This window comes from Pseudomonas aegrilactucae (assembly GCF_019168305.1).
Lineage (GTDB): Bacteria > Pseudomonadota > Gammaproteobacteria > Pseudomonadales > Pseudomonadaceae > Aquipseudomonas > Aquipseudomonas aegrilactucae.
In genome coordinates this window covers 1-17268 of the sequence record NZ_JAHTBI010000082.1, presented here as the reverse complement: position 1 = coordinate 17268, position 17268 = coordinate 1, and the positions used below count along the sequence as shown (strand labels likewise).

General features: G+C 64.2%; 15 protein-coding genes. 10 read left to right on the top strand and 5 right to left on the bottom strand.

Going from position 1 to position 17268, the window contains the following annotated elements:
* The first annotated feature begins 161 nt into the window (after window positions 1–161).
* Both epsC and betT read left to right on the top strand, forming a co-directional pair.
* Window positions 162–1094, top strand: a complete 933-nt coding sequence (epsC, locus tag KUO17_RS20965; RefSeq protein ID WP_217977418.1) for a serine O-acetyltransferase EpsC — start codon at window positions 162–164, stop codon at window positions 1092–1094.
* A 251-nt stretch (window positions 1095–1345) separates the two neighbouring features.
* A complete protein-coding gene (gene betT / locus KUO17_RS20960; RefSeq protein WP_217977417.1) occupies window positions 1346–3346 on the top strand; it encodes a choline transporter BetT in 2001 nt (666 codons plus the stop codon).
* 90 nt (window positions 3347–3436) lie between these two features.
* On the opposite strand, the gene KUO17_RS20955 is transcribed toward betT, so the two are convergent.
* Window positions 3437–4477: a LacI family DNA-binding transcriptional regulator gene (locus KUO17_RS20955; RefSeq protein ID WP_217977416.1), complete on the bottom strand. Its 1041-nt coding sequence runs from the start codon at window positions 4475–4477 to the stop codon at window positions 3437–3439.
* Between the two features lie 211 nt (window positions 4478–4688).
* On the opposite strand from KUO17_RS20955, the gene KUO17_RS20950 reads away from it, so the two are divergent.
* The 4 genes from KUO17_RS20950 to KUO17_RS20935 are packed head-to-tail and all read left to right on the top strand — an operon-like array spanning window position 4689 to window position 10251.
* The gene (locus tag KUO17_RS20950) at window positions 4689–6944 is read left to right on the top strand and encodes a TonB-dependent receptor (RefSeq protein ID WP_217977415.1); all 2256 of its coding nucleotides are present in this window, start codon (window positions 4689–4691) and stop codon (window positions 6942–6944) included.
* A 1-nt stretch (window position 6945) separates the two neighbouring features.
* Window positions 6946–8277, top strand: a complete 1332-nt coding sequence (locus tag KUO17_RS20945) for an LLM class flavin-dependent oxidoreductase (RefSeq protein ID WP_217977414.1) — start codon at window positions 6946–6948, stop codon at window positions 8275–8277.
* A gap of 9 nt (window positions 8278–8286) precedes the next feature.
* A complete protein-coding gene (gene mgrA / locus KUO17_RS20940) occupies window positions 8287–9324 on the top strand; it encodes an L-glyceraldehyde 3-phosphate reductase (protein WP_217977413.1) in 1038 nt (345 codons plus the stop codon).
* Window positions 9325–9327: 3 nt separating this feature from the next.
* Window positions 9328–10251, top strand: coding sequence for an aliphatic sulfonate ABC transporter substrate-binding protein (locus KUO17_RS20935; RefSeq protein WP_217977412.1), 924 nt, complete (start codon window positions 9328–9330; stop codon window positions 10249–10251).
* A 100-nt stretch (window positions 10252–10351) separates the two neighbouring features.
* Here KUO17_RS20935 and tauD read toward each other — a convergent pair whose 3' ends face one another.
* From tauD to tauA, 4 genes are read right to left on the bottom strand one after another with little or no spacing between them, the layout of a single operon-like run.
* Window positions 10352–11185 (bottom strand): taurine dioxygenase, encoded by an 834-nt coding sequence (gene tauD / locus KUO17_RS20930; RefSeq protein ID WP_217977411.1) that lies wholly within the window; start codon window positions 11183–11185, stop codon window positions 10352–10354.
* 20 nt (window positions 11186–11205) lie between these two features.
* Window positions 11206–12042, bottom strand: a complete 837-nt coding sequence (tauC, locus tag KUO17_RS20925; protein ID WP_217977410.1) for a taurine ABC transporter permease TauC — start codon at window positions 12040–12042, stop codon at window positions 11206–11208.
* A complete protein-coding gene (gene tauB, locus KUO17_RS20920; RefSeq protein ID WP_217977409.1) occupies window positions 12039–12833 on the bottom strand; it encodes a taurine ABC transporter ATP-binding subunit in 795 nt (264 codons plus the stop codon). The genes tauC and tauB overlap by 4 nt, the downstream gene beginning before the upstream one ends.
* 13 nt (window positions 12834–12846) lie before the next feature.
* A complete protein-coding gene (tauA, locus tag KUO17_RS20915; RefSeq protein WP_217977408.1) occupies window positions 12847–13824 on the bottom strand; it encodes a taurine ABC transporter substrate-binding protein in 978 nt (325 codons plus the stop codon).
* Between the two features lie 443 nt (window positions 13825–14267).
* Here tauA and KUO17_RS20910 point away from each other — a divergent pair, with 443 nt between their 5' ends.
* The 4 genes from KUO17_RS20910 (at window position 14268) to KUO17_RS20895 (ending at window position 17172) form a co-directional block, all read left to right on the top strand.
* The gene (locus KUO17_RS20910; protein ID WP_217977407.1) at window positions 14268–15620 is read left to right on the top strand and encodes an OprD family porin; all 1353 of its coding nucleotides are present in this window, start codon (window positions 14268–14270) and stop codon (window positions 15618–15620) included.
* Between the two features lie 152 nt (window positions 15621–15772).
* The gene (locus KUO17_RS20905) at window positions 15773–16129 is read left to right on the top strand and encodes a type II toxin-antitoxin system RelE/ParE family toxin (protein ID WP_217977406.1); all 357 of its coding nucleotides are present in this window, start codon (window positions 15773–15775) and stop codon (window positions 16127–16129) included.
* Window positions 16126–16428, top strand: coding sequence for an XRE family transcriptional regulator (locus KUO17_RS20900; RefSeq protein WP_217977405.1), 303 nt, complete (start codon window positions 16126–16128; stop codon window positions 16426–16428). The genes KUO17_RS20905 and KUO17_RS20900 overlap by 4 nt, the downstream gene beginning before the upstream one ends.
* A 105-nt stretch (window positions 16429–16533) precedes the next feature.
* A complete protein-coding gene (locus KUO17_RS20895; RefSeq protein ID WP_217977404.1) occupies window positions 16534–17172 on the top strand; it encodes a peroxiredoxin in 639 nt (212 codons plus the stop codon).
* Window positions 17173–17268: the final 96 nt, after the last annotated feature.

Genomic DNA, 17268 nt, shown 5'->3' with positions numbered 1-17268 from the left:
AGGCACGCACCGGCACTCCTTCAACTGCACCTGCTTATGCCGGATTTATAGCCAAAGCGCATAAAGGGATATTTTTTCCGCCGTGGCCATTTGCCGTAAAGTGAGTTTCTACAAGGCGGCCACCCCCTCCACAAGCCGCCGCCGCGTCAGGAGAAACAACCGTGAGCGACAACGCGCAATCAGGCTATTGGCAGTTGCACAACATCGTCGGCCAACTGCGTTCGGCCCGTGACCAGTGGCGCAGCCGCAATGGCCGCAGCAGTGGCGAGCAGGGCGGACGCGAGCTGCCCTCGCGCGAGGCGATGCGCCAGATTCTCGAGCAACTGTGCGGCGCGTTGTTCCCGATGCGCCTGGGGCCGGTGGACCTGCGCGAGGAGAGCGAGGACTTCTATGTGGGGCACACGCTGGACGCGGCGCTGACCGCGCTGCTGGCCCAGGCGCGCCTGGAGCTGCGCTACGCGGCGCGCCAGGGCAAGGCCGAGTCGCTGGAGATCGACGCCCAGGCCCTGCGCCTGATCCAGGATTTCGGCGCGGCATTGCCCGGGCTGCGCACCGTGCTCGACAGCGATGTGCTGGCGGCCTACCACGGCGACCCGGCGGCACGCAGCGTGGACGAAGTGCTGCTGTGCTACCCCGGCGTGCTGGCGGTGATTCACCACCGCCTGGCGCACCACCTGTACCGTGCCGGCCTGCCATTGCTGGCGCGCATCAGCTCGGAGCTGGCGCATTCGGCCACCGGCATCGACATCCACCCGGGTGCGCAGATCGGTGCCAGCTTCTTCATCGACCATGGCACGGGCGTGGTGATCGGCGAAACGGCGATCATCGGTGAGCGCGTGCGCATCTACCAGGCGGTGACCCTGGGTGCCAAGCGCTTCCCGGCCGACGAGTCGGGGCAGTTGCAGAAGGGCCAGGCGCGCCACCCGATCGTCGAGGACGACGTGGTGATTTATGCCGGCGCGACTATTCTGGGGCGTATCACCATCGGCAAGGGGTCGACCATCGGCGGCAATGTGTGGCTGACCCGCAGCGTGGCGCCGGGCAGCAACCTGACCCAGGCCAACCTGCAGCATGATGACGGGACGCAGAAGTAGTCTTTCGGGTGCTTTCCAGGGCCTCTTCGCTGGCAAGCCAGCTCCCACAGGTACAGCGCAGATCGCAGGATTTCGGATATCCCTGTGGGAGCTGGCTTGCCAGCGAAGGGTCGCACCACACTCCCATCCATGTTTAACTTGAACGCTTGTTCAATGTAAACGCTGGTCCGCTGCCGGTGTTCAACAGGAGGAATCCCTTTGCTGAACCCGTACCACTCAACCCACATTCACCCCCGCGAGGTGCACACGCAATGAGTGCACGTTCCTCGAATTCCCCCAGCAACATTCGCATGAACCCGCCGGTGTTCTATTTCGCCGCAAGCTTCATCCTGCTGTTCGGCCTGGCCGTGATCAGCAACCCGCAGGTGGCCGGTGAGTGGCTACTGGCTGCACAGAACTGGGCCGCCAACACGGTGGGCTGGTACTACATGCTGGCCATGACCCTGTACCTGGTCTTCGTGGTGGTCACCGCCTTGTCCGGCTACGGCAAGATCAAGCTCGGTGCCGACCACGACGAACCCGAATTCAGCTACCTGTCATGGGCCGGCATGTTGTTTGCCGCCGGCATCAGCATCACGCTGTTCTTCTTCTGCGTGTCCGAACCGCTGACCCACATGCTGCAGCCGCCCCAGGGCGAAGCCGGCACCGCCGAGGCGGGGCGCCAGGCCATGCAACTGCTGTTTTTGCACTGGGGCCTGCACGGCTGGGGCGTGTTCGCCTTCGTCGGCATGGCGCTGGCCTACTTCGCCTACCGCCACAACCTGCCGCTGGCGCTGCGTTCGGCGCTGTACCCGCTGATCGGCAAGCGCATCAACGGGCCGATCGGCTACGCCGTGGACGGCTTCGGCATCATCGCCACGGTGTTCGGCCTGGGCGCCGACATGGGCTTTGGCGTGCTGCACCTGAACTCCGGCCTGGACTACCTCTTTGGCATCCCGCACACGCAGTGGGTGCAGGTGATCCTGATCAGCCTGATGATGGGCGCGGCGGTGGTGGTGGCGATTGCCGGCGTCGACAAGGGCGTGCGGGTGATGTCCGACATCAACATGTTCCTGGCCTGCGCGTTGCTGCTGTTCGTGCTGTTTGCCGGGCCTACCCAGCACCTGTTCAACACCCTGATCCAGAACCTGGGCGACTACCTCGGCGCGTTGCCGCGCAAGAGCTTCGATGTGTACGCCTACAACGAACCGAGCGACTGGCTGGGCGGCTGGACGGTGTTCTACTGGGCCTGGTGGATTGCCTGGGCGCCGTTCGTCGGCTTGTTCATCGCGCGTATTTCCCGCGGCCGCACCATCCGCGAGTTCGTCTTCGGCGTGCTGCTGATCCCGCTGGGCTTCACCCTGGCGTGGATGTCGATCTTCGGCAACAGCGCGATGTTCCAGGTGCTGGAGCACGGTGCCACGGCGCTGGGCCAGTCGGCGCTGGAAAACCCGTCGATGACCCTCTACCTGCTGCTCGAAACCTACCCGTGGAGCAAGGCGGTGATCGCCGTCACGGTGTTCATCAGCTTCGTGTTCTTCGTCACCTCGGCAGACTCGGGCACGGTGGTGCTGTCGACCCTGTCGGCGCGCGATGGCCACCCGGACGAAGACGGGCCGAACTGGCTGCGGGTGTTCTGGGGCGCGATGACGGCGCTGGTCACCAGCGGGCTGTTGTTCGCCGGCAGCATCGACTCGCTCAAATCGGCGGTGGTGCTGACGTCGCTGCCGTTCTCGGTGATTCTGCTGGCCATGATGTGGGGGCTGCACAAGGCGTTCTACCTGGAGTCGCAACGCCAGATCGCGCAGATGCACTCGCTGGCGCCGTTCGCCAACTCGCGGCGCGGACGCGGCGGCTGGCGGCATCGCCTGAGCCAGGCGGTGCACTTCCCGTCGCGTGACGAGGTGTACCGGTTCATGGACGACGTGGTGCGCCCGGCGATTGCCGAGGTGACCGATGTGTTTGCCGAGAAAGGCCTGAATGTCATTACCCAGGAAGACCCGAGCCACGACAACGTGAGCTTGAAGATCGGCCACGGGGAAGAGCAGCCGTTCATCTACCAGGTGCAGATGCGCGGGTATTTCACGCCGTCGTTTGCGTTGGCCGGGTTGGGCACGCAGGAGCTCAAGAACCGTCGCTATTACCGTGCCGAGGTGCACCTGAGCGAAGGCAGCCAGGATTACGACCTGGTGGGCTACAGCAAGGAGCAGATCATCAACGACATCCTCGACCAGTACGAGCGGCACATGCAGTTCCTGCACATGGTGCGCTGATCTTGCTGGCCCCTTCGCTGGCAAGCCAGCGCCCACAGGGTTCTGCGGTGCATGCAAAACCTGTGGGAGCTGGCTTGCCAGCGAAGGGGGTCACGCGCTCTCGCGCTCGATCACCTCGCACCCCAGCAGATTCAAGCGCTGCCCATCCCCCTCCAGCACCCCAAGACTCTCCAGCACCCGCGTCGCGGCCAACACCCCGATCTCCAGCGCCGGCGGCTTGATCGTGCTCAGGCTCGGCAGCAGCATCTGCGCAAACGGGTAATCACCAAACCCCAGCACCGCGCAGTCCTGCGGCATCTTCAGCCCCGCCCGTTGTCCGGCCAGCAACCCGCCCGCCGCCAGGTTGTCATTGGCGAAGATGATCGCATCCGGCGCCGGGCGCATCGCCATCAACGCCTCCATCGCCTGTTTGCCCGCCTCGAATGGCGCGCGCCCGGCATCCGGCGCGAATACCCAGGGCTGCAACCCCAGCTCGCTCATCGCCGCGCTGTAGCCGTCACGCCGCTCCAGCGCACTGAAGTCGCCCACCGCGCTGTTCTGCACGAACGCTATGCGTCGATAGCCTTTGCCATACAGGTACCGCGCCGCCGTCACCCCCACCTCATGGTGCGAAAAACCGATCTGCACCGGCGCGCGCTCGGGCTGGTAATCCCAGGTTTCGACCACCGGGATCTGCGCCTCGGCAATCATCTTTTCGGTACCGTCGGTGTGAAAGTGGCTGGTCAGCACCAGCGCCGCCGGCGACCAGCCGAGGAAGGCGCGCACGGCGCTCTCTTCCTGCTCGCTGGAGAAGTAGCTCGACGCCAGCAGCAACTGGTAGCCATGCCGGCTCAGGGTGTCGCTGAAGCCCTGGATGGTCTGGGCAAAGATCGGCCCGGAGATGTTCGGGATCACCATGCCGACGATTCGCCCACCGCCCGACGCCAGGCCGCCGGCCACCAGGTTCGGCACATAGCCCAGCGTGTTCACCGCCGCCGCGATGCGCTCGCGCCGCTCGGGCGACACCTGCTCGGGCTGGTTGAAATAGCGCGACACGGTGATCGCCGACACCCCAGCTTCGCGCGCCACGGCGTTCAGGGTGACCCTGCCGGCCCCCTTGCGCTTGCGCGCCGGGTGTTTGGGTTCGCTCACGGCTGCGGTCCTTCTAAACAAAAAAGCATATAAAAGTAATTTTTCAGTATTTGACGATCTATGCAGCGCTTGCTGATACTGGCGATGTTAGCGCTAACAAAGTGGTTTGTCTGCTACTCGCACGAGCGAATGCCCAAGGCCCCCGCGTTGACGATCAAGGCGCCGTGGCACGCCCACGGTGGACAGGGCATCCATCTCGAGTAGCACACCCATGCACACTATCGTCGGCCTCACCCCGCAGGCTTCACCCTTGGCCCAGGCCATCCGTCGCAACCGTCTGGGCCTGTGCCTGGCCGCCTTGGGCGCATTGCCGCTGATGCCGGCCATGGCCGCCGAGGCGCAGCCTGCGGTACAGGCCCAGGCGCCGACCCTCAAGGCGGTGACGGTCACCGCGACCCGCCGCGAAGCCTCGCTGCAGCAGGTGCCGGTGGCGGTCTCGGTGGTCGAGGGCGAGCAGCTGGAGCGCGACAACCGCAATGGCGTGGCCAGCATCGCCCAGCAGGTGCCGACGCTGAATTTCCGTACCGGCGCCTCGAACAAGGACACCTCGCTGTTCATTCGCGGCGTGGGCACCATTTCCACCTCGCCGGGCGTCGAGCCGACCGTGGCCACGGTGATCGACGGCGTGGTCTATGCGCGCCCCGGCCAGGCCACCCTCGACCTGCTGGACCTTGAGCGCATCGAAGTGCTGCGCGGCCCGCAAGGCACGCTGTTCGGCAAGAACGCCTCGGCCGGCGTGCTCAACATCGTCACCAAGGCGCCCACCGAGCAGACCCAGGGCTTTGTCGAGCAGGCGTACTACAGCGGCAACGAGAGCCGCACCCGCTTCGGCATCGGTGGCAGCCTGATCCCCGACACGTTGAAGGGGTCGGTCACCACGCTGTTCGGCAGCTACGACGGCAACGTCGACAACAGGGCCAACGGGCACGAAGTGAACGGCTATAACCGCAAGGGCGTGCGCGGCAAGCTGGCGTTCACGCCCAGCGACGACCTGAAGCTGACCGTTGCCGCCGACTACATGCAGTCGCATGACGACGCGCCCAATGGCGTGGTCAGCAAGGCACTGACCCCGGCCTTCGCCGGCGCCCTGGCGCCGGTGCGCGCCAGCAGCGACAACCGCGATATCGTCAGCGACTACCGCAGCCATGTCGAAGACATCAACAAGGGCCTGTCGGCGCAGCTGGACTGGACCCTGGGCGACTACACGCTGACCTCGATCACCGCCTGGCGCGGCTGGGACAACACCCAGTGGCAGGATGGCGACCGCCTGGGCACCCTCAGCGCGGCCTTCCCCGGCATCGAAGACAAGGGTGACCTGCAGTTCAACCAGTACTCGCAGGAGCTGCGCCTGGCGTCGCCCAAGGGCGAGTTCCTGGAGTACGTCGGTGGCCTGTTCTACATGCACGGCAAGGACGAGGAAACCTACCGCCGCACCCTGATCACCCCGACCGCCACCCAGCAGGGTATCGCCGACTACAGCACCACCAACGACAGCTACGCGGTGTTCGGCGAGACCACGCTCAACTTCACCTCGGCGTTTCGCGGTATCGCCGGCCTGCGCTGGACCCACGACGACCTCGAGTACGACCACCGCCGGGTGTCCACTTCGGCCACGGCGGTCAACGGCATCCAGCCCGCCACCCGCAGTGCAGGCTCGGTGGATGAAGACGGCTGGTCCGGCCGCCTGGGCGTGCAGTACGACCTGAGCGACGCAGTCACCACCTACCTGACCTACTCGCGCGGCTACAAGGGGCCGGCCTACAACGTGTTCTTCAACATGCAGCCGCGTGACACCGACGCGCTCAAGCCCGAGACCTCCAACACCTGGGAAGCCGGCATCAAGGCCAGCAGCTTCAACAACCGCCTGACCACCAACCTGGCGGTGTTCCACAGCGAGTACGACAACTACCAGGCGAACTTCTTCGACACCGTGGCCGGGCAGGTGGTGACCCGCCTGATCAACGCCGGCAGCGTCAGCAGCGAAGGCGTCGAGTTGGACTACGCGTTCCAGGCCACCGCACAGCTCAAGCTGTCCGGCGCACTGGCCTACACCCGTGCGCGCATCGACCAGTTCGCCTGCCCGGCGGGCGCGGCCGCCACCTGCAACGTCGACGGCAAGCCGCTGCCCTACAGCCCCGACTGGAAGAGTTACGTGCGCGCCGACTACAGCATCCCGCTGGACAACGGCCTGGATATCGAACTGGGCACCGACTACAGCTGGCAGAGCGAAGTGCAGTACGACATCAGCCAGAACGTCGACACCAGGCAGGGCGCCTACGGTATCTGGAACGCCAGCGTGGCCCTGGCCGACTACAACCAGGGGTGGCGCGTAGCACTGCTGGCCAAGAACCTGGCCGACAAGTCGTACTCGCCACTGCTCGCTACCGGCGGCGCCAACTACGTGTACCGCGCTGTACCGCGCGACGACGAACGCTACTTCGGCATTCAGCTACGCAAGGACTTCTGACATGAGCCAGCCTGCACGACACATGAGCCTGGGGGCTTTCCTGATGGCGACCGGGCACCACGTGGCTGCCTGGCGACACCCCGAGGTGCCGGCCAACGCCGGCCTCGACATCACGCACTACCGCTACCTGGCGCAGTTGGCCGAGGCGGCGTGCTTCGACGCGGTGTTCGTGGCCGACAGCGTGGCGGCGGCTACGGGCGACATTGCCAGCCGCATGGCCCGCTCCGACCACTTCGAACCCCTCACGTTGCTGGCCGCGTTGAGCGCCGTGACCGAACGCATCGGGTTGATCGCAACCGCCACCACAACGTACAACGAGCCGTACCACGTAGCACGTAAATTTGCCTCGTTGGACCACCTTTCGGGTGGGCGCTCAGGCTGGAATCTGGTGACTTCGGACGCCGCCGCCGAGGCCCTGAATTTTGGCCTGGAAGCCCACGTAGGCCACGCCGAACGCTACGCACGGGCACGCGAGTTTCACCAGGTGGTGAGCGGCCTGTGGGACAGCTGGGCCGATGACGCCTTCGCGCGCGACAAGGCATCTGGTACGTATTACCACCCTGAAAAAGTACGAAATCTTGATCATCGGGGTGAACACTTCAAGGTCAAGGGCCCTTTGAATGTAGCCCGTGTTCCGCAAGGACGCCCGGTGGTGGTACAGGCCGGCTCTTCGCCCGCCGGGCTCGACCTGGCGGCGCAGACCGCCGAGGTGGTGTTCACCGCGCAGACCTCGCTGGCCTCGGCGCAGGCGTTCTATGCCGACCTCAAGGGGCGCCTGGCGGCCTACGGGCGCAGCGAGACGTCGCTCAAGATCATGCCGGGCGTGTTCATCGTGGTCGGGCAGAGCCAGGCCGAGGCCGAAGACAAGTACGAATCCTTTCAGCAGATGGTCGAGCCCGAGGTGGGCGTGGCGCTGCTGGGGCGCATGCTCGGCAACTTCGACCTGTCCGGCTATCCGCTGGACGGCCCGTTGCCTGAGCTGCCGCTGACCGACAGCGGGCAGCGCAGCCGCCAGCAACTGCTGAGCGAGCTGGCCCAGCGCGAGCACCTCAACCTGGCGCAGTTGGGGCGACGTATCGCGGGCGGGCGTGGGCACTACAGCCTGATCGGCACGCCTGCGCAGATCACCGACCAGTTGCAGGCATGGTTCGAGCAGCGCGCTGCCGACGGTTTCAACGTGCTGGTGCCGCATCTGCCGGGCGGCCTGGAAGACGTGGCCCGGCAGGTGGTGCCCGAGTTGCAGCGTCGCGGCCTGTTCCGCACGCACTATGCAGGCACGACCCTGCGCGAGCACCTGGGCCTGGCCCGACCGAACAACCCCTACTTTTCCTGAGGCACTGTCATGACCTACATCGCTGCTGAACAGCGTTACGCCCGCATGCCCTACCGCCGCGTGGGGCGCAGCGGGCTGGTGTTGCCCGCCCTGTCCCTGGGCCTGTGGCACAACTTTGGCGACACCACGCCGCTGAGCGACCAGCGTGCATTGCTGCGCACCGCCTTCGACCTGGGCATCAACCACTTCGACCTGGCCAACAACTATGGCCCGCCGTTCGGCAGTGCCGAAAGCAACTTCGGCCGTGTGCTGCGCGAAGACTTCAAGGCCCATCGCGATGAGCTGATCATCTCCAGCAAGGCCGGCTGGGACATGTGGCCGGGGCCGTACGGGCAGGGCGGCAGCTCGCGCAAGTACCTGCTGGCGAGCCTGGACCAGAGCCTGGCGCGCCTGGGCCTGGACTATGTGGATATCTTCTATTCACACCGTTTCGACCCGGACACGCCGCTGGAAGAAACCGCCGGTGCGCTGGCCACGGCGGTGCAGCAGGGCAAGGCGCTGTATGTCGGCATCTCGTCGTACTCGGGGGTCAAGACCCGTGAACTGGCGCGGCTGCTGCAGGGCTGGAAGGTGCCCCTGCTGATCCATCAGCCGGCCTACAACCTGCTCAACCGCTGGGTCGAAAACGACCTGCTGGACGTGACCGAGGACATTGGCAGCGGCGTGATTGCCTTCACCCCGCTGGCACAAGGGTTGCTCACCGACAAATACCTCAATGGCGTGCCGGCCGATGCACGGGTCAATCGCCCCGGTGGCGGCTCGTTGCTGCCCTCGCACTTGTCCGAGGCCAACCTTGCGCATGTGCGTGCACTCGACGAGATCGCCCGTCGCCGCGGCCAGAGCCTGGCGCAGCTGGCCCTGGCCTGGACCCTGCGCGACCCGCGGGTGAGCTCGGCGCTGATTGGTGCCAGCCGCCCCGAGCAGATCATCGAAAACGTCGCGGCGCTGGACAACCTGGCGTTCAGCGCCGAGGAACTGGCCGAGATCGACCGGTTTGCGGTCGAGGGTGGCATCAACCTCTGGGAAAAGCCGTCCACGGCGGAGTGACCGATGAAAGCATTCACATTGATAGGTGCAGGCCTGGCCCTGCTGGGCCTGGCGAGCGTTGCCCAGGCCGACCCGGCCAGCTTGCGCATTGGCTACCAGAAGGGCTCGATCGCCCTCGTGCTGGCCAAGGAACAGGGCTTGCTGGAGAAGCGTTTTGCCGGCACGCAGGTGCAGTGGGTGGAGTTCCCGGCCGGGCCGCAGATGCTCGAGGCGTTGAACATCGGCAGCCTGGACGTGGGCTCGACCGGTGACATTCCGCCCCTGTTCGCCCAGGCGGCGGGGGCGGACCTGGTGTACATCGGCGCCGAGCCGGCCAAGCCGGCCGCCGAGGTGATCCTGGTGCGCAGCGACAGCGCGGTGCAGGATGTGGCCGCGCTCAAGGGGCGCAAGGTCGCGTTGCAGAAGGGCTCCAGCGCCCACAACCTGGTACTGCGGGCGTTGAACAAGGCTGGCTTGAGCTTCAAGGACATCCAGCCGGTGTACCTGAGCCCGGCGGATGCGCGGGCGGCCTTCGAGCATGGCAGCGTGGACGCATGGGCCGTGTGGGACCCGTATGCTTCGCTGATGCTGAGCGAGGGGCACAGTCGCCTGCTGGCCAATGGCGAGGGCCTGGGGTTGTCGGGGCCGATCTACACTGCGCGGCGCGGGTATGCCAAGGACCATGCGGCGTTTGTGCAGGACCTGCTGGCCGAGTTGACGGCGGCGGAGGCGTTGACGCGCAGCCAGCGCGAGCAAAGCCTGCAGATTCTGACGCGTTCGATGGGGTTGCCGGAGGCGGTGGTGGCGCGCTATGTGGATAACCGTCCGCCCTCACCGGTACTGCCGATTACCGAGGCGGTGGTGGCGGCGCAGCAGGCCACGGCGGACCTGTTCTTCGAGAATCGGTTGCTGCCCAGGCGGGTCGACGTGAGCAAGGCGTTGCCCTAGGAGGGGCCGCTGTCGCGGCCCTTCGCTGGCAAGCCAGCTCCCACAAGGGCAGCGATGATCCCTGTGGGAGCTGGCTTGCCAGCGAAGGACGCACCACGGTTTAGAAGGGTTTGTCCCCAAGAATCGTGGCCCGGTGCATCACCCGCCGCTGCGGCCGGTAATCGTCCACCGCGTAATGCTGGGTCACGCGGTTGTCCCAGAACGCCACATCGTCCTGCTGCCAACGCCAGCGAATCGTGAACTCCGGCCGCGTCGCATGGGCAAACAGCAGCTTCAGAATCGCCTCGCTCTCTGCCTCGCCCAGCTCATTGATGCGCGTGGTAAACCCTTCGCTCACAAACAGCGACGTGCGCCCGCTCACCGGGTGCGTGCGCACCACCGGGTGCGACAGCGGCGGGTTGTTGCGCCGCGCCGCTTCCCAGCGTGCAAGGTCCTCTGGCGTATTGCCAAAGCGCTCCAGCGGAAACGACTTGGTGAAGTCATGGGTTGCCGTCAGCCCGTCGAGCAACTGGCGCAGCGGCGCCGACAGCGCCGCGTACGCGGCAATGCCGCTGGCCCACAAGGTGTCGCCACCGTAGGCCGGCACCTGCTTGGCACTGAGCACCGCGCCCATGGCCGGGGTCGGTAGGAAGGTCACGTCGGTGTGCCAGATGGCGTTGTCGCGCACATCCGTCACGGCCGTATCGAGCACCAGCACCTGCGGGGTTTGCGGCACGTTGGGGTAGATGGGGTGAATATGCAGGTCGCCGAAGCGCGCCGCAAAATCCGCCTGCTGCTGCGGGTTCAGCGGCTGCTCGCGAAAGAACAGCACCTGATGCTGGAGCAATGCCTGCTCGACGGCATCGCGTTGTTCCGGGCTGATTTCGCGGGTCAGGTCGATGCCGCTGATCTGGGCGCCGAGCGCCGGGCTCAGCGGGGTAATGGTCAGGCTCATGTCAGTCTCGACTCAGATGTTCAATGGCTCTGGCCATGCCAGGGCACCAGTCTGCGCTGCAGCGCACGCAAGCTCATTTCCAGGGCAAAGGCGATCAGGGCAATCACCAGGATCCCCAGCACCACCACGTCGGTCACCAGGAACTGCGCGGCCGACTGCACCATGAAGCCCAGCCCGCTGGTGGCGGCAATCAGCTCGGCGGCCACCAGTGTCGACCAGCCCACGCCCAGGCCGATGCGCACACCGGTAAGAATGTCGGGCAAGGCGCTGGGCAGGATCACATGGCGAATCAGCTGCGCCCGCGTCGCGCCCAGCGATTGCGCCGCGCGCAGTCTGGCCGGGTCGACGGTGCGCACACCGGTCGCGGTGGCAATCGCGATGGGGGCGAAGATCGCCAGGTAGATCAGCAGCACCTTGGACAGCTCGCCGATGCCGCACCAGATCACGATCAACGGCAGGTACGCCAGCGGCGGGATCGGCCGGTAGAACTCGATCAGCGGGTCGAAAATGCCGCGGGCAATGCGGTTGTGGCCGATGGCGATGCCGATCGGGATCGCGGTCAGGATCGCTGCGCCCAGGGCCAGGCCGATGCGCCCCAGGCTGGCGCCCAGGTGCTGCCACAGGGTCGACTCCATGTAGCCCTGGGTCACCAGCAACCAGGCCTTGGCCAGCACGGCTTCAGGGGAGGGCAGAAACAGCGGCTCGATCCACTCGGCCGCCGTCACGGCCCACCACAGCAACAGCAGCGTGGCCAGGGTGAGTACGCTGATCCAGCGGGTGCTCAGATGGCGGCGCACCTTTATAGAGGCGGGCGCGGTGGCGGGCTTGGCTGCCACCGGCAGGTCGAGGCTGCTCATGCACGCTCCTGGCGCGGCACGCCGCTGCGTTGGGAGAACACCCGCGACAGTACGTGTTCACGGGTGTCGATAAAGCGTGGGTCGGACTTGATCGCACGGGCGGATTCGCCCGCTGCGTAGCGCTGGCCGAAGTCCAGTTGCAGGCGTTCGACGATCTGCCCGGGGTTGGGTGCCAGCAGCACCAGTTCGGTGGCCAGGAACACCGCTTCCTCGATGTCGTGGGTAATCAGGAACACCGGCTTGGTGGTGCGTTGCCATACCTGCAGCAGCAGTTCCTGCATCTGTTCACGGGTGAACGCATCAAGGGCGCCGAACGGCTCGTCCATCAGCAGGATGCGTGGGTCGGCAGCCAGTGCGCGGGCCAGGCCCACGCGCTGCTTCTGCCCACCCGACAGCTGCCAGATACGCCGGCTGCCGAAGTCGGCCAGGTCGACCAGCGCAAGCATCTCGCGCGCCTTGGCTTCACGTTGTGCGCGTGGCACACCGGCCAGTTCCAGGCCGAAGCCGACGTTGGCCAGTACGTCCTGCCAGGGCAGCAGGGCGTCATCCTGGAACACCACGCCGCGGTCGGCGCCCGGCCCTTGCACCGGTGCGCCGTCGAGGGTGATGCGCCCGGCACTGGGGGCGACGAAACCGGCGATCAGGTTGAGCAGCGAGGTCTTGCCGCTGCCGGAGGGGCCCAGGGCCACCAGCAGTTGCTGGGGGCCCAGGCTCAGTGAGATGTCGGCCAGCACCGGCTCGGCGGCGCCGGGGTACTGTGCGCTGATGCGCTCCAGTTGTAGCAGGGCCATGGGCGCTCCGGTCTCAGTTGGGGATGAACTTGGCGCTGACGTACGGCGCGTAGTCCGGCAGTACCGCATCGACCTTGCCTTGTTCCTTGAGGAAGGTGGCGGTGTCGGTAATGGCCTGGGTAGTCGGTGCACCGAGGGCGGCGACCTGGTCGGCGGCCAGCGGGAACACGTTGCCCTGCAGCAGGCCCGGGATGTCGGCGGCCTTGGCGCCGGAGAGCTTCACCAGCTTGTCGACGTTGGCCTTGTTGGCCAGCCAGGCCTGCGGGTCTTTGCGGTAGTCGGCGTAGGCGTCGAGGGTCACCTTGGCGAAGGCCTTGACGATGTCGGGGTGCTTGGCGGCGAAATCCTTGCGCACGATCCAGGCGTCGAAGGTGGGTGCGCCTTTTTCGGCCAACTCGCCGGAGGTGATCAGCACCGTACCGTTTTCCTTGGCCACGCCCAGGGCCGGGTCCCAGACATAGGTGGCGTCGATGTCGCCGCGCTTCCAGGCGGCGATGATCGCCGGTGGCGCGAGGTTGAGGATCTGCACCTTGGCCGGGTCGATGTTCCACTGTTTAAGGGCGGCCAGCAGACTGTAGTGGCCGGTGGACACGAACGGCACGGCGATCTTCTTGCCGACCAGGTCCTGGGGCGAAGTGATGCCGCTGCCTGCACGGGCCACCAGGGCTTCGGCGGCGCCGATCTGGGTGGCGATCAGGAAGGTTTCCACCGGTAGCTTGCGGGTGGCGGCCGCAGCCAGGGGGCTGGAGCCCAGGTAGCCGATCTGCACGTCACCGGAGGCGACGGCGGTGATCACGTCGGCACCGCTGTCGAACTTGCGCCAGTCGATGCTGGCCTTGCTGGTTGTTTCGTAGGTGCCATCGACCTGGGCGACCTTGGCCGGGTCGACGGTGGTCTGGTAGGCCACGGTCAGGTCGGCGGCCTGGACGAAGAAGCTGGCACCGGCCAGGGCCAGGGCGCAAAACAGTCGCAGCGGAGCAGGCAGGGTCATGGAAACTCCTCGTCAGGCGGTGTGCGGGTTGGGATGACGAGAAGACTAGATGATCTAAGAACAGTGAAATAAATAACTTTTTCGCATTAGCTTAGGAGCCAATCGGTTTAAGGGCGTGAGTAAATGATCAACACAAAAGGTCTAAAAAACAAAATTAAAATTCCATAATGGAATTAGCTTATGCTTTTACCGTGTTTGAGCAGAAATATTTGGAATATATTCCTTAATAATCTGAACAATTCACAAAATTGTCTTTTTTGATTTATAGGATTGTCATTATCCTTCGCTCCCAGGGGAGGCGCCTTAGACCAAAGTCGTGAAATCAAAAGTTACGATTGACTTGTCAGTCACGCTTTGGTGCTAATCGCCAATCGTATTGGAGCGGAACGACAGATTCTGCCTATCAGCGACACACAAAAACTAGAAATCGAAAGGAGTGAAACATGTACAAGTCCACCTTGGCCCTGGCCGTGGCCGTTGGCGTTCTGGCCCAACAGGCAGGTGCCGCCGGTTTCGTAGAAGACAGCAAGCTGTCGGTCAGTTCCCGCACCATGTATTTCAACAACGATGACCGTGACGTCAAGGAAAACGCCAAAGGGCGTAACGGCGATACCCGCGAAACGGGTCAAGGTTTCAAGCTCGACTACCTGTCGGGCTTCACCCAAGGCACTGTAGGTTTCGGTGTCGACGTCCAGGCGGTGTGGGGTATTCACCTGGACGGCGGCCGTGGCCGTCACCCTGACAGCAGCACCTTCATGCCAAGCGACACCGACGGTTCGTCGGTCAGCCAGTGGTCCCGTATCGGCGGTAACGCCAAGGCTCGCTTCTCCAAGACCGAAGGTCACTTCGGTAGCGCGCTGGCCCCTAACCTGCCAATCCTGGTAGCGAACGATGGCCGTCTGTTGCCGCAAACGTTTGAAGGCGGCACCATCCAGTCGAAAGAAATCGACAACCTGACCCTGAACGGCGGCCAGCTGACCCACGCCATGGGCCGTGCTTCGAGCAACCGTACCGGCCTGTCGGTGAACGGTGCTTCGGCAGACAGCAACAAGTTCCAGTTTGCCGGTGGCGACTGGAAGGTCACCAAAGACCTGACCCTGCAGTACTACTACTCGAACCTGGAAGACTTCTACAAGCAGCACTTCCTGGGCCTGGTACACGTTCTGCCAATCGGTGAAGACCAGTCGTTCAAGACCGACCTGCGCTACTTTGACAGCAGCAGCGACGGCAAGAACAGCAGCGGCGATGCAGGTTATCGCTTCAACAACAACGGCGGTTACGCCAAGCACGCTGGCGAGGTCGACAACAAGACCTGGAGCGCCATGTTCACCTACACCCTGGGCGGCCATGCAGTCCTGCTGGGTCACCAGCAGGTGGGCGATGATGGTGGTTTCGTCTGGCTGAACCAAGGTTCGGTGCGTGATGGCAACGGCCGTCCGGAAGGCGCTGGTGGTGCCAGCTTCTACCTGTTCACCGACAGCATGATCAACCAGTTTGCCCGTGCGGGTGAGAACACCACCTTCGGTCAATACTCCTTCGACTTCGCCCGTGTGGGTGTTCCAGGCCTGAAAACCTCGATCTCCTACCTGCGCGGCGATGACGTGAAGAACCCGGTCGGTGGCGGTACCTATCACGAGTGGGAGCGCGATGCGCGCGTCGACTACGTGATCCAGCAAGGCACCCTCAAAGGCCTGGGCGCAAGCCTGCGTCACGGTTCCTACCGCGGCGAAGGTCAGAGCATCAACGACCAGGACCAGACCCGTCTGATCTTCAACTACACCTACAGCTTCATGTAAGTGTGGTTCAGCGCTGACACAGGCTGATCGAGCTACCCCAGAGCGCCCGGTGCATTGCACCGGGCGTTTTGCATTGCGGCTCAACGTGACCACCTGTCTGCGAGACCGAGCCTCAGCTTGAAGGGTGCACCAATATTGGTACACTTGCCGTTATGGATAAAGTGCAACCGACCCTGAGCGTAAGTTTTTTCTGCACGGATGCGGGAAATGAGCCGGTGCGTGATTGGTTGACCGGGCTGCCCCGGGAACATCGCCGTCTGATCGGTATCGAAATCAAGACAGTCCAATTGGGATGGCCGCTGGGGATGCCGGTGGTACGCAAGTTGGAGAGTGGGTTGTGGGAGGTCAGGGTCGAGTTGATCGACACGATTGCGCGGGTTTTTTTCACGCTGATCGGCAGCACCATGGTGCTGCTTCATGGCTTTATCAAGAAAACCCAGAAAACACCGGCGTCCGATCTCGCAACCGCCAGGCAGCGCAAAGCAACATTGCAAAGGAACACACCATGAATACGCATATCGGTTCTGACTTCGACGACTTCCTGGCCGAGCAAGGGCTTGTCGAGGAAGTCTCTGCGGCGGCGCTCAAACGTGTGATCGCCTGGCAGCTTGCCGAAGCGATGAAGGCGCAGCATGTGAGCAAAAAGGCGCTTGCCGAACGCATGCATACCAGCCGCACGGCAGTGGACCGAGCACTGGACCAGCATGATGCCGGGATGACCCTGGCAACCTTGGCTAGCGCCGCCCGGGCGCTGGGGCAGCGTGTCGAGATTCGACTGGTGCCGGATCAGGAAGAAATTCTGGTTTGATCTTTAATTCCTAAAAGTTATAAATAAATCAATATTTATTCTTTTTGTTCTTATGTGTGTGTCGCTACAGTGGTCGCATAAACCACCCAGCCAAGGAGCCGCACCATGAGCCTCAGACTCGGCGATATCGCCCCCGATTTCGAACAGGATTCCAGTGCGGGCAAGATCCGCTTCCACGAGTGGCTGGGCGACAGCTGGGGCGTGCTGTTCTCGCACCCGGCCGACTTCACCCCGGTGTGCACCACCGAGCTGGGCTTCACCGCCAAGCTCAAGGAGCAGTTCGCCGAGCGCGGCGTCAAGGCCATTGCGCTGTCGGTCGACCCGGTGGACTCGCACCATCGCTGGATCGAAGACATCAACGAAACCCAGAACACCACCGTCAACTTCCCGATCCTGGCCGACGCCGATCGCAAGGTGTCGGGCCTGTACGACCTGATCCACCCCAACGCCAGTGACACCCTCACCGTGCGGTCCTTGTTCGTGATCGACCCGAACAAGAAGATCCGCCTGACCATCACCTACCCGGCCAGCACCGGGCGCAACTTCCACGAGATCCTGCGGGTGATCGACTCGCTGCAGTTGACCGACAACCACAAGGTCGCCACACCGGCCAACTGGCAGGACGGTGACGAGGTGGTGATCGTGCCGTCGCTCAAGGACGAGGAAGAGATCAAGCGCCGCTTTCCGAAGGGCTATCGGGCGGTCAAGCCTTACCTGCGCCTGACCCCGCAGCCCAATCGCTGAATGTTCTTGTTGTAGCCACACCAGGGTTTTGGGGCCGTTTCGACGGCCCTTTTTTTATTAGGCCTGTGCTGGCCTCTTCGCGGGCAAGCCAGCTCC

Excerpts from the sequence above, each read along its gene's own strand:
- betT (WP_217977417.1), top strand. The coding sequence starts at position 1,346 with ATGAGTGCACGTTCCTCGAATTCCCCCAGCAACATTCGCATGAACCCG.
- KUO17_RS20950 (WP_217977415.1), top strand. The coding sequence starts at position 4,689 with ATGCACACTATCGTCGGCCTCACCCCGCAGGCTTCACCCTTGGCCCAG.
- KUO17_RS20945 (WP_217977414.1), top strand. The coding sequence starts at position 6,946 with ATGAGCCAGCCTGCACGACACATGAGCCTGGGGGCTTTCCTGATGGCG.
- mgrA (WP_217977413.1), top strand. The coding sequence starts at position 8,287 with ATGACCTACATCGCTGCTGAACAGCGTTACGCCCGCATGCCCTACCGC.
- KUO17_RS20935 (WP_217977412.1), top strand. The coding sequence starts at position 9,328 with ATGAAAGCATTCACATTGATAGGTGCAGGCCTGGCCCTGCTGGGCCTG.
- tauD (WP_217977411.1), bottom strand. The coding sequence starts at position 11,185 with ATGAGCCTGACCATTACCCCGCTGAGCCCGGCGCTCGGCGCCCAGATC.
- tauC (WP_217977410.1), bottom strand. The coding sequence starts at position 12,042 with ATGAGCAGCCTCGACCTGCCGGTGGCAGCCAAGCCCGCCACCGCGCCC.
- tauB (WP_217977409.1), bottom strand. The coding sequence starts at position 12,833 with ATGGCCCTGCTACAACTGGAGCGCATCAGCGCACAGTACCCCGGCGCC.
- tauA (WP_217977408.1), bottom strand. The coding sequence starts at position 13,824 with ATGACCCTGCCTGCTCCGCTGCGACTGTTTTGCGCCCTGGCCCTGGCC.
- KUO17_RS20910 (WP_217977407.1), top strand. The coding sequence starts at position 14,268 with ATGTACAAGTCCACCTTGGCCCTGGCCGTGGCCGTTGGCGTTCTGGCC.
- KUO17_RS20905 (WP_217977406.1), top strand. The coding sequence starts at position 15,773 with ATGGATAAAGTGCAACCGACCCTGAGCGTAAGTTTTTTCTGCACGGAT.
- KUO17_RS20900 (WP_217977405.1), top strand. The coding sequence starts at position 16,126 with ATGAATACGCATATCGGTTCTGACTTCGACGACTTCCTGGCCGAGCAA.
- KUO17_RS20895 (WP_217977404.1), top strand. The coding sequence starts at position 16,534 with ATGAGCCTCAGACTCGGCGATATCGCCCCCGATTTCGAACAGGATTCC.